The following is an 11,927-nucleotide window of genomic DNA, read 5'->3' on the forward strand; positions in this document are numbered from 1 at the left end:
ATGAGTCTGGGAATGGTTCTCGCTTTGCTTGGCGCCGTGCTGGCGACGGTGGGAGGCGGCATCGGCTCCGCTTGGGGCGTCGGGCTGGCCGGACAGGCCGCCTCGGGCGTGACGGCGGAGGATCCCGAGCAGTTCGCCAAGGTCCTGATCCTGCAGCTGCTGCCGGGCACCCAGGGCATCTACGGCCTGCTCATCACGTTCGTGACGCTCACCAAGATCGGCGTCCTGGGTGGCACTGCCGTCACCGACACCAACACGGGCCTGCTGCTCATGCTGGCCTGCCTGCCCATCGCCATCGTGGGCCTCATCTCCGCCTATCACCAGGGCAGGACCTCCGTCGCCGCCATCGGCATCGTGGCCAAGCGCCCCGACCAGTTCGGTAAGGCCATGCTGTTCCCCGCCATGGTCGAGACGTACGCCATCCTGGCCCTCCTCGTGAGCATCCTCGCGATCTCGAACATTGCCGTCATCTAGCCAGCGTGCTGGAGCGCGCCGGCACGGCGTCCCCATCCGTGGTTTCTGACAAGGCCTACGCAGGAGAAGAAGGTTTATACATGGCAGGAATTGAAGCGATTGTCGCGGCTATCGCCCAAGAGGCGGATGAGTCCGCTCTGCACATCGTGGCTGACGCCGAGGATGCCGCGCAAAAGACGCTCGATGCCGCCCATGCCTCTGCCAAGGGGGAGCTGGAGGCCGAGCGTGCCAGGCTTGCCGATGATGCCGAGCTGGCACGGCGAAGGACGAAGTCCAAGTGCGACATGATCGTGGGGCAGCGTCGCCTTGCCAACAAGCAGGCCCTCGTCCAGTCTGTTCTGGAGAGGGCCAAGGACGAGCTGCGCTCCCTGGAACCAGACGCCTACTTTCCCATGCTGTTGCAGTTGGTTGGGCGCTATGCGACGTCGGGGACCGGCACGCTGCTGCTCTCGGCCGCCGATGAGGCGCGCATGCCACCCGACTTCGAGGAGCGCGCGAACGCCCTCGTGCGTGAGAGGGGCGGCTCCCTCAAGGTGGAGGGCGTGGACGAGGACCTTGGCGGCGGATTCATACTGCGCTACGGACTCGTCGACGTGAGCTGCACGCTGGACGCCCTCTTTGCCGAGCGTGCGGACGAGCTACGCGATCGTGTGGCGCAGCTGCTCTTTCAGGAGTGAGGCCATGAGGGACTCTGACTACATATTCGCGGTCGCCAGGATTCGCGTCCTGGAGAAGGGGCTGCTGTCTCCGGAGGACATCCGGCAGCTGGTGGCACTCAAGGACACGAGCGCGGTGCTCTCGTTCCTGAGGGGCCGCGGCTGGGGGGACGGCTCACAGGATGCCGATGGCGCCCACATGCTGAGGACCGAGGAGGCCAAGGTGGACGCCTCTATACAAGACCTCGGTCTCGACCAGCGCCTTCTGGAGGTCCTCGACCTGCCCGAGCGCTACCACAACCTCAAGGTTGCCATCAAGGAGCTCTCGTTTGGCACCGTCGTCCCGGAGGCCTACTATTCCCTCGACGGGTTTGGGAGGGGCGAGCTCACGCATGCGATCTCCGCGCAGGAGTTCTCGCTGCTGCCGGATGACATGGCGCGCGCTGCGCGCCGGGCCCTGGATGTCATGGCTGCGTCATCGGACGCCCAGTGGTGTGACGTCATCCTGGACAAGGCCTGCCTCCAGGCGATGGCTGCCGCCGCGGCCTCCTCGGGAAGCGATCTGCTCGTCTCATATGTGCGGATGTTTGTGCAGAACGCAGACCTCAAGATCGTCCTGAGGGGGGCACGCACCGGCAAGGGGCGGCGCTTCCTCGAGGAGGCGACCTGTCCCGTCGAGGGCATGGACACGAGCGCCCTCATCCGCCATGCCCTGGCAGGGGAGCAGGAGCTGTTGGACTATCTCGACGATTCCGATCTTGACGCCGCCGCATCGGCCATCAGGAAATCCTCGGCCTCGTTCGAGCAGTGGTGCGAGTCGCGCCTCCTGGACGTGCTGAAAGGGCAAGGCTCCAACATCATGTCGCCCGGTCCCATCCTCGCGTTCGTCCTGAGGAGACATGCGGAGATTCGCAACGTGCGCATCCTGTTGACGGCGAAGGCGAATGGCTTTGGGGATGACGCGGTTCTCGAGAGGATGTGCATAGCGAATGGATAGGATTGCCGTGCTGGGTGACTACGACAGCATCTATGGCTTCGGCGCCCTTGGGCTGGAGGTCATTCCCGTCTCTCCGGACGACCCTGACGCCTCATCGAAGCTCGAGGGCCTCGTGGAGGCTGGCTACGGCATCATCTATGTGACCGAGGAACTGGCACAGGTGCTGTCTTCGACGATCGCGGCCTATCGGGAGCGGCCGCTCCCGGCAATCGTGTCCATTCCTGGCATCAAGAACAATACCGGCAGCGGCGTCGAGGCCGTTCGGCACAGCGTCGAGCAGTCGGTTGGCAGTGACATTCTGTTTGGCAGCAAGTAAGAGGAAGGCGGCCACCCTATGAGTAGCACGGGTGTAATCAAGAAGGTTGCGGGCCCCCTCGTCGTCGCGTCGGGCATGCGCGACGCGAACATGTTCGATGTCGTGCGCGTGAGCGAGGAGAAGCTCATCGGCGAGGTCATCGAGATGCACGGCGACGAGGCGTCCATCCAGGTGTATGAGGAGACGCAGGGGCTGGGTCCCGGCGAGCCCGTCGTCTCGACGGAGCGCCCACTCTCCGTCGAGCTCGGTCCCGGGCTCATCGGCTCCATCTACGACGGCATCCAGCGCCCCTTGGACAAGCTCATGGAGACCACCGGCAGCAACCTCCTGGGACGTGGCGTGAGCGTGCCGGCCATCGACGAGGAGAGGCTCTGGGAGTTCGTGCCCACCGCCAAGGTGGGCGATGAGGTTCAGGAGGGCGACGTCATCGGCACCGTCCAGGAGACCAAGGTGGTCTCTCATAAGATAATGGTCCCTACTGGAAGGCGGGGCACGGTTACCGAGATCCAGGCTGGATCGTTCACCGTGCGTGACGTCGTTTGCACCCTTTCGCGCGATGGCGTGCAGGAGGGCCTGACGATGGCCCAACACTGGCCTGTGAGGCAGGGGAGGCCCTACGCCACGAAGCTCCCGCCGAACATGCCCCTCATTACCGGCCAGCGCGTCATTGACGCGTTCTTTCCCATCGCCAAGGGCGGCGTGGCCGCGGTTCCCGGCCCCTTCGGGTCGGGCAAGACGGTCATCCAGCACCAGCTGGCAAAGTGGGCCGAGGCGGACATCGTCGTCTACATCGGCTGCGGGGAGCGCGGCAACGAGATGACGGACGTCCTCAACGAGTTTCCCGAGCTCAAGGATCCCAAGACGGGCGAGTCGCTCATGGAGCGCACCGTGCTCATCGCCAACACCTCGGACATGCCCGTGGCGGCGCGCGAGGCGAGCGTCTACACGGGCGTCACCATCGCCGAGTACTTTCGTGACATGGGCTACTCCGTTGCCCTCATGGCCGACTCCACCTCGCGTTGGGCCGAGGCCCTGCGCGAGATGAGTGGCCGCCTCGAGGAGATGCCAGGCGAGGAAGGCTATCCCGCCTACCTGGGCAGTCGCCTGGCACAGTTCTATGAGCGCGCCGGCCGTGTCATCTCGCTCGGTTCCGAGGGACGTGAGGGGCAGCTCTCTATCATCGGCGCCGTCTCGCCCCCGGGCGGTGACATCTCCGAACCCGTCTCCCAGGCCACCCTGCGCATCGTCAAGGTGTTCTGGTGCCTCGACAGCGAGCTTGCCTATCAGCGCCACTTTCCGGCCATCAACTGGCTGAGCAGCTACAGCCTCTACCTTGACAACATCGGACCCTGGTTCTCGAAGAACATCGCGGAGGACTGGATGGACATCCGGCAGAGGCTCATGAGCCTGCTGCAGGACGAGTCCTCCCTCAACGAGATCGTCAAGATGGTGGGCATGGATGCCCTGTCACCCCAGGACCGCCTCAAGATGGAGGCCGCCCGCAGCACGCGCGAGGACTTCCTGCACCAGAACTCCTTTGACGAGGTCGACACCTACACCTCGCTTCCGAAGCAGTACTACATGATGAAGCTGGTCCTGGCATTCTACGAGGAGGGCGTTCGTGCCCTTGAGGGTGGCATGGACATCGAGCGGCTGGTGCACATGGATGTGCGCGAACGCATCGGGCGCTACAAGTACACGCCCGAGAAGGATTGCGAGCCGGAGTTCGAGGCCGTCAGGGATGCCCTCTCCACGGAGATTCAGAGCATCGCCAACGAGCAGGAGGATTAGCCATGGCCACGGAGTATCGCACCATCCAAGAGGTTGCCGGCCCACTCGTCCTGGTGAGCGGCGTCGAGGGCGTCACCTACAACGAGCTGGGCGAGATCACGCTCGCCGACGGCCAGACGCGCCGTTGCAAGGTCCTTGAGGTCGATGGCACGAACGTTCTCGTGCAGCTCTTCGAGTCTTCTACGGGCATCAACCTCTCCGACAGCAAGGTGCACTTCCTGGGCAGGGCAATGGAGTTGGGCGTCTCCGGCGACATGCTCGGACGCGTCTTCGATGGCGTGGGCGGGGTCATCGACGGGGGTCCGGAGATCCTTCCGGAGACACGCATGGATATCAATGGTCGACCCATGAACCCCTATGCGCGCTCGTATCCCTCCGAGTTCATCCAGACGGGCATCTCTGCCATCGATGGCTTGAACACGCTGGTCCGTGGCCAGAAGCTGCCGATCTTCTCGGCCTCGGGTCTGCCCCATGCGCAGCTTGCCGCACAGATCGCGCGACAGGCCAAGGTACTTGGCACCGAAGAGGAATTCGCCGTCGTCTTTGCCGCCATGGGCATCACCTACGAGGAGGCACACTACTTCGAGGAGTCCTTCAAGGAGACGGGCGCCATCGATCGCACGGTCCTGTTCGTGAACCTTGCCAACGACCCCGCGGTCGAGCGCATCTCCACGCCGCGCATGGCCCTGACGGCCGCGGAGTACCTTGCGTTCGAGAAGGACATGCACGTCTTGGTCATCATGACCGACATCACGAACTATGCCGACGCCCTGCGTGAGATCTCCGCGGCGCGCAAGGAGGTTCCGGGAAGGCGTGGCTATCCCGGCTATATGTACACTGACCTTGCGCAGATGTATGAGCGGGCGGGACGTCAGCATGGCAAGAGGGGGTCAATCACGATGATCCCCATCCTGTCCATGCCCGAGGATGACAAGACGCACCCGATTCCCGATCTGACGGGCTATATCACCGAGGGTCAGATCATCCTGAGCCGCGAGCTCTACCGCTCGGGCGTGACGCCGCCCATCGACGTCCTGCCCTCGCTCTCGCGCCTGAAGGACAAGGGCATCGGCGGGGGGAAGACCCGTGCCGATCATGCTGCGACCATGAACCAGCTCTTCGCCGCCTATGCGCGCGGCAAGGAGGCCAAGGAGCTCATGGTAATCCTGGGTGAGGCCGCCCTGACCGACATCGACCTCATCTATGCCAAGTTCTCCGAGGAGTTCGAGGCGCGCTACGTCTCGCAGGGCAACGAGACGGATCGCGGCATCCAGGAGACCCTCGACCTCGGCTGGGATCTCCTGCGCATACTTCCTCGCTCCGAGCTCAAGCGCATTCCCGATGCCATGCTCGACGAGTACTACGAGAAGGACTAGAAGGACTAGGCCCTCGCGTACCGACCACCGAGGGGCGGTACCGGGAGTCTCACGAGGCATGAAGGAGGTGGAGGATGCCCGGAGCACAGGTCAACCAGACGCGCATGGAGCTCTCGCGCCAGAAGGGGCGACTGGCGACGGCCGTCAAGGGCCATCGTCTGCTCAAGGACAAGCGTGACGAGCTGATGCGCGAATTCCTCGATCTGGTGCGTGTGAACATGGAGCTGCGGCGGAGGGTGGAGGACAAGATCGCCGATGCCAACCGCAATCTCGCCTTGGCCAAGTGCACCATGTCGGAGGAGGTCCTCAAGGAGGCCTTGATGGCCCCTAGACAGGAGGTCTATCTCACGTCGAGCACACGCAACATCATGAGTGTGAACGTGCCGGTGTTCTCGGTGCAGACGAGGACCTCGGACGAGAATGACATCTACTCGTACGGTTATGCGTTCACCTCGAGCGACCTTGACGGCTCGGTGCGCATGCTCGCAGAGATCCTGCCCGACCTGCTCAAGCTCGCCGAGGTGGAGAAGTCGTGCCAGCTCATGGCTGCCGAGATCGAGAAGACGCGCCGTCGCGTGAACGCCTTGGAGCACGTCATCATCCCAGAGGCGCAAAAGAACATTCGCACGATCGGCATGCACCTCGATGAGAGCGAGCGCAGCACCCAGGTGCGCCTCATGAAGGTCAAGGACATGGTGATCAAGGATGCACGCGGCGACAAGCACGTTGCCTGACGGGTCGGCTTCGTGACGGCGTGAGATGTGCAAGGCCTGCCACCGTGCCCGACTTCGTGCCCTGTCGTGTGGCCCCCGCTTTGGCGGGGGTTTGCGCGCCCACTCGGCTATGCGGCGCTACCGCTCGTCGACTCAAATGGAAATATGGTGGCAATCGATTAGAAATGTTTCTATACATTTTCTATTCTAATGACAGTGAAGATTTCTAATATCCAAGGAGCGCACTGCAGGCAGATGGGATATGTCGTGGTCACGAACAATCCACTGGTCTTGTTGGAGCTTTCGGGAGACCATACGGTTGACTTTGCTGAGCAGACCTACCTCGAGCTGCTTGAGCGGGTACGTAGCATGGTGCACGAGGGCTCAAGGATCCTGAGCCATCCCCAGGCGGGAGGCGTTCAGTCCGGAGAGACCCCGTATCGCTCCATCCTTGTCCAACCGGTGCATGGCCCGGTGGATGTGGACTCGCTCAAGCTGATCGAGTCGGCCATAGCCGCGACGCGCAAGTTCCAGAACAAGACGCCACTCTACAAGGAGGGCGTGAGCAGGGATTTCCAGGTTGTTGACCTTGCGCTCATCAGAAGCGGAATCGAGTCGGCCGATGCCATGTAGGAAGCGTGCGCCTGGCCATCCCACCCGCTCGCGCGGCCACGAGCCAACCGGCCCACCTTTTTTCGCATGTGCCCATAGGCTCCCATAAAGGAGGAGGTAGTCAGAGTGAAGTTAGAGTTGGGAAGGATACACGTCGAAGACGTGGTCTTCGCAGACAAGTCAAGGATTGACGCGGGTGTGCTGTACGTCTCGAAGGATGAGCTTACGCCTATCGTGCTTTCGGACGAGCACCTTGAGGCCGTCGAGTTCGACATAGCAAAGCCCGGCGAGTCCGTGCGCGTCACTCCCGTAAAGGACGTCATCGAGCCTCGCGTCAAGGTCGAAGGTTCCGGTGGTATCTTCCCTGGGGTCATCGCAAAGGTCGACACCGTGGGAAGTGGCAAGACCTACGCCCTCAAGGGCATGGCGGTCGTGACGGCAGGCCCCATCGTAGGATTCCAGGAGGGCGTCATCGACATGAGCGGCCCTGGTGCCGACTACACACCGTTCTCCAAGACGTTCAACCTGGTCATGGTCTGCCAGCCGGTCAAGAACATCGAGCGGCACGAGTACGAGCAGGCAGTGCGCTTTGCCGGCCTCAGGGTGGCCACCTTCATCGGTGAGCTTGCGCGCGAGCTCACGCCCGACGAGACCGAGACCTACGAGACGCCCGACATCGTGGAGGGCATGAAGGCCTACCCGGATCTCCCACGCGTCGGCTACGTCCAGATGCTCCAGAGCCAGGGTCTCCTCCACGACACCTATGTCTATGGGGTGGACGCCAAGAAGGTCCTTCCCACCATGCTGTATCCCACCGAGGTCATGGATGGTGCCATCGTCTCGGGCAACTGCGTGAGCGCGTGCGACAAGAACCCCACCTATGTCCACGAGAACAACGGCGTCGTGGAGGAGCTTTACAAGCAGCACGGCAAGACCATCAACTTCGTGTGCCAGATCGTCACGAACGAGAACGTCTACCTTGCCGACAAGGAGCGCTCGTCCAACCAGACCGCCAAACTGTGCCACATGCTGGGCCTGGATGGTGTGGTCATCTCGCAGGAGGGTTTCGGCAATCCCGACACCGACCTCATCATGAACTGCAAGAAGATCGAGGCCGAGGGCATCAAGACCGTCATCATCACCGACGAGTACGCAGGCCGCGACGGCAAGTCACAGTCCCTTGCCGACGCCGACCCGGCGGCTGACGCTGTGGTGACGGGCGGAAACGCCAACGAGGTGATCGTCCTGCCAAAGATGGACAAGGTCATCGGGACCCTCGCTTACATCAACAAGATCGCCGGCGCCTCGGAGAGCACGCTGCGCGAGGATGGGAGCCTTGAGGTCGAACTACAGGTCATCACCGGCGCAACCAACGAGACGGGCTTCGGCTACCTGAGCGCCCGATAGGAGGTAGGCATGGCAAAGTTGAGGATAGTTCACTACATCAACCAGTTCTTTGCCCAGATTGGCGGTGAGGAGAAGGCTGACTACCCCCTGGAATACCGCGATGGCAAGTACGTGGGTCCGGGACTGGCGTTCATGCAGGCATGGGGTAACGAGGCCCAGATCGTCGGCACCATCGTATGTGGCGACAGCTACTTCGGCGAGAACATCGACAAGGCGACGTCCGAGGTCGTGGAGATCGTCAGAAAGGCCAAGCCCGACCTGTTTCTGGCTGGTCCCGGCTTCAATGCCGGACGCTACGGCGTAGCCTGCGCCACGGCCTGCGCCGCCGTCGAAGAGCGGCTGGGCATCCCCACGCTCACGGGCCTCTACGTGGAGAACCCTGGCGTCGACATGTTCCGCGACAAGATCTACATCGTCTCTACCAAGAATAGTGCCGCCGGCATGCGTGGCGCCGTCAAGGTCATGGCGCCGCTCGCGCTCAAGCTTGCCCGTCACGAGAGGATCGGCGCCTCGGTGGAGGAGGGCTACATCCCCCGCGGGCAACGCGTCAACTTCTTCGAGAGGGAGCGTGGCGCAAGGCGCGCTGTCGACATGCTCATCAAGAAGCTGGACGGGCGTCCGTTCGTCACGGAGTATCCCATGCCCTCCTTTGACAGGGTGAATCCTGTCTCTCCCGTCACGGACCTCTCGCACACAAAGGTGGCCCTCGTGACCTCGGGTGGCATCGTGCCCAAGGGCAACCCCGACCACATCGAGAGCTCAAACGCCTCCCACTTTGGTGAATACGACATCACGGGTGTCATGGACCTCACGTCCGATGCCTACGAGACCGCCCACGGCGGATACGATCCGGTCTGCGCCAACGAGGACGCCGACCGCGTCTTGCCTGTCGACGTCATGCGCGACCTCGAGCGCGAGGGGGTCATCGGCTCTCTTCACAACAAGTTCTACACTACGGTCGGTAACGGCACCGCCGTCGCATCCGCAAAGAAGTTTGGTGGGGAGATAGCCCAGAGGCTCAAGGAGGACGGTGTCCAGGCCGTCATACTCACCAGCACTTGAGGCACCTGCACTCGTTGCGGCGCAACGATGGTCAAGGAAATCGAGCGTGCGGGCTTCCCCGTGGCTCATATGTGCACGGTCACGCCAATCTCGATGACGGTTGGGGCAAATCGCATCGTTCCGACGATTGCGATTCCCCATCCTTTGGGCGACCCCTCCCTGGATGCCGACGACGAGAAGAAGCTCCGTCGCGAGCTCGTCGAGAAGGCCCTGGGGGCGCTTGGGACCCCCATCGACAAGCAGACGATCTTCGAGGACTAACAGGGCCTACGGGCGGCGCATCGGACAGCCTGGTGCACCGCCCGCAAGCTCTGGGCTGACCCTGACGCGTGCCCCCAAAGCTCAGCCATGTCCTGGCATGGGAGGCACAGACCTAGGAAGGAACCCACATGGATGCACTTAACAGCACGGTGCTTCAGATTTCCGATGTGATCTGGAACGGCCTTCTGCTCTGGCTACTTGTCGGAACGGGCGTCTTCTACTCCATCCGCACCAGGTTCGTCCAGGTGCGGCGCTTTGGGGCCTCCATGAAGAGGGCGTTTGGCGACCTCAACCTCCACGGCGAGAAGGCGGGAAGCGAGGGCATGAGCTCGTTCCAGGCGCTTGCGACGGCCATTGCCGCCCAGGTGGGGACTGGCAACATAGCGGGATGCGCCACGGCGCTCGTCTCCGGCGGCCCAGGCGCCATCTTCTGGATGTGGATTGCCGCGTTCTTTGGCATGGCGACGATCTTTGGTGAGGCGGTCCTCGCACAAAGGACCAAGACGCGCGATGCCAGCGGAAGCGTCATCGGCGGACCGGTCTATTACATAGAGAAGGCCTTCAAGGGCGGGTTCGGAAAGTTCCTTGCGACGTTCTTTGCGGTGGCCATCATCCTTGCTCTTGGCTTCATGGGCAACATGGTTCAGTCCAACTCCATCAGCGCGGCGTTCAACTCCGCGCTCGACGTCCCCACGTGGATCGTGGGCGTCATCGTGGCCGCCATCGCCGCGTTCATCTTCGTCGGCGGCATCGGCCGCATCGCGTCGTTCACCGAGAAGGCAGTCCCCCTCATGGCGGGACTCTACATTCTGGGTTGCGTCGTGGTCCTGGCCCTCAACTGGCAGGCCCTGCCCGGTGCCTTTGGTTCCATATTCGTCTGTGCCTTTGACCCCCAGGCCGCCGGCGGTGCCGTTGCGGGCATCACGGTTCGCCAGGCCATCCGCTACGGCGTCGCACGCGGCCTCTTCTCCAACGAGGCCGGCATGGGCTCCACCCCTCACTCGCACGCCATCGCAAAGGTTGACAGGCCACAAGACCAGGGCGAGGTCGCCATGGTCGGCGTGTTCATCGACACCTTCGTGGTCCTTACCCTCACGGCGCTTGTCATCCTGTCGTCCGGCGTACTCGACTCCATGATCGCAAGCGGCGTGACTGGCGTCGCCGTGGCGCAGGGCGCCTTCGACAACACCTTCGGGAGCTTTGGCAACATCTTCATTGCGGTGTGCCTCTTCTTCTTTGCCTTCTCGACGATCATCGGCTGGTACTTCTTCGGCGAGCAGAACATCAGGTGGCTGTTTGGTAACAAGATGGTCAAGATCTATGCCGCCATCGTCACCGTCCTCATCTTTGTGGGCTCGCTGCTCAAGGTTGAGCTGGTGTGGAACCTCGCGGACCTCTTCAATGGCCTCATGGTCTTCCCCAACCTCCTGGCCCTGCTTGCGCTTTCGGGAATCGTGACGAAGATCGCCCACGACAGGGACGCAAAGCCGTAGTACCGTTCGCCGCCAATCATGTTTCTTGAGCCGGTGGCAAAAGGTTTTATAATCGCGATAGGTATTTTTTGGGATAGAATGTGCGCAAAGCAGAGGAGGGGGAGTTTTCGCAGGTTTTTTGGTGCATGGGGCGCATGAGACAACGGGACGGACACATGTGCCAGAGGACTGCGATTTGTGTCCAAGATGGGCAGGTTCTCCGCTCAGTTTGGGCTCTAGCCGGTCTGCCTGGGCTGGCTTAGGCATAGTTAACAGCAGGCTTAGTCTATGAGAGGAGGAAAAGATGGGCAAACTCGATGGTAAGAAGGTCGTTGTCATTGGCGATCGCGATGGCGTTCCCGGCGAGGCAATTTCTGCCTGCGCCGAGACCGCTGGTGGCGAGATTGTGTTTTCCTCGACGGAGTGCTTCGTTTGAACTTCCGCTGGCGCAATGGATCTTGAGAACCAGAAGAGGGTCAAGGAGTTCGCAGAGAAGTACGGTCCCGAGAACGTTGTCGTTCTCGTTGGTGCCGCAGATGGCGAAGCTGCCGGACTCGCCGCAGAGACGGTTGAGAATGGCGACCCCACGTTCGCAGGTCCATTGACGGGAGTCCAGTTGGGACTCGCTTGCTACCACGTGGTTGAGCCGAACGTCAAGGCATGGTTTGACGCCGATGTCTACGACGAACAGGTCTCCATGATGGAGATGGTCCTCGATGTTGACGATATCGTCAGCGAGATGACCGACATTCGCTCTGAGTTCTGCAAGTATCCTCTGGATTAAGCAGGG

At 62.1% G+C, this 11,927-nt stretch carries 12 protein-coding genes; all 12 read left to right on the forward strand.

Annotation, left to right across the window (positions count from 1 at the left end):
- The 12 genes from HMPREF1316_RS08435 to grdA all read left to right on the forward strand — a co-directional run bounded on the left by HMPREF1316_RS08435 (position 1) and on the right by grdA (position 11,921).
- Complete coding sequence (locus HMPREF1316_RS08435; protein ID WP_021726609.1) at positions 1-474, forward strand: V-type ATP synthase subunit K; 474 nt, start codon at positions 1-3, stop codon at positions 472-474.
- Between the two features lie 80 nt (positions 475-554).
- On the forward strand, positions 555-1,151 hold the full coding sequence (locus HMPREF1316_RS08440; protein ID WP_021726625.1) for a V-type ATP synthase subunit E: 597 nt from the start codon (positions 555-557) through the stop codon (positions 1,149-1,151).
- 4 nt (positions 1,152-1,155) lie between these two features.
- On the forward strand, positions 1,156-2,127 hold the full coding sequence (locus HMPREF1316_RS08445) for a V-type ATPase subunit (protein WP_021726634.1): 972 nt from the start codon (positions 1,156-1,158) through the stop codon (positions 2,125-2,127).
- Positions 2,120-2,443, forward strand: coding sequence for a V-type ATP synthase subunit F (locus tag HMPREF1316_RS08450; RefSeq protein ID WP_021726601.1), 324 nt, complete (start codon positions 2,120-2,122; stop codon positions 2,441-2,443). The genes HMPREF1316_RS08445 and HMPREF1316_RS08450 overlap by 8 nt, the downstream gene beginning before the upstream one ends.
- Positions 2,444-2,461: 18 nt before the next feature.
- Complete coding sequence (locus tag HMPREF1316_RS08455; RefSeq protein ID WP_021726579.1) at positions 2,462-4,234, forward strand: V-type ATP synthase subunit A; 1,773 nt, start codon at positions 2,462-2,464, stop codon at positions 4,232-4,234.
- A 2-nt stretch (positions 4,235-4,236) separates the two neighbouring features.
- The gene (locus HMPREF1316_RS08460) at positions 4,237-5,610 is read left to right on the forward strand and encodes a V-type ATP synthase subunit B (RefSeq protein WP_021726627.1); all 1,374 of its coding nucleotides are present in this window, start codon (positions 4,237-4,239) and stop codon (positions 5,608-5,610) included.
- A gap of 74 nt (positions 5,611-5,684) precedes the next feature.
- Positions 5,685-6,344: a V-type ATP synthase subunit D gene (locus HMPREF1316_RS08465; RefSeq protein ID WP_021726621.1), complete on the forward strand. Its 660-nt coding sequence runs from the start codon at positions 5,685-5,687 to the stop codon at positions 6,342-6,344.
- Between the two features lie 234 nt (positions 6,345-6,578).
- Entirely contained in the window at positions 6,579-6,956 is a 378-nt protein-coding gene (locus HMPREF1316_RS08470) for a GrdX family protein (RefSeq protein WP_021726569.1), read from the forward strand.
- Positions 6,957-7,061: 105 nt separating this feature from the next.
- Complete coding sequence (locus HMPREF1316_RS08475) at positions 7,062-8,342, forward strand: glycine/sarcosine/betaine reductase component B subunit (RefSeq protein WP_021726581.1); 1,281 nt, start codon at positions 7,062-7,064, stop codon at positions 8,340-8,342.
- Positions 8,343-8,351: 9 nt separating this feature from the next.
- The gene (grdB, locus tag HMPREF1316_RS08480) at positions 8,352-9,665 is read left to right on the forward strand and encodes a glycine reductase complex selenoprotein B (protein ID WP_084620916.1); all 1,314 of its coding nucleotides are present in this window, start codon (positions 8,352-8,354) and stop codon (positions 9,663-9,665) included.
- A gap of 128 nt (positions 9,666-9,793) precedes the next feature.
- Positions 9,794-11,158: an alanine/glycine:cation symporter family protein gene (locus tag HMPREF1316_RS08490; protein WP_021726593.1), complete on the forward strand. Its 1,365-nt coding sequence runs from the start codon at positions 9,794-9,796 to the stop codon at positions 11,156-11,158.
- Between the two features lie 283 nt (positions 11,159-11,441).
- The gene (gene grdA / locus HMPREF1316_RS08495) at positions 11,442-11,921 is read left to right on the forward strand and encodes a glycine/sarcosine/betaine reductase complex selenoprotein A (protein ID WP_084620917.1); all 480 of its coding nucleotides are present in this window, start codon (positions 11,442-11,444) and stop codon (positions 11,919-11,921) included.
- Positions 11,922-11,927 lie beyond the last annotated feature (6 nt).

Source organism: Olsenella profusa F0195 (assembly GCF_000468755.1).
In the GTDB taxonomy this organism is placed as follows: domain Bacteria; phylum Actinomycetota; class Coriobacteriia; order Coriobacteriales; family Atopobiaceae; genus Olsenella_F; species Olsenella_F profusa.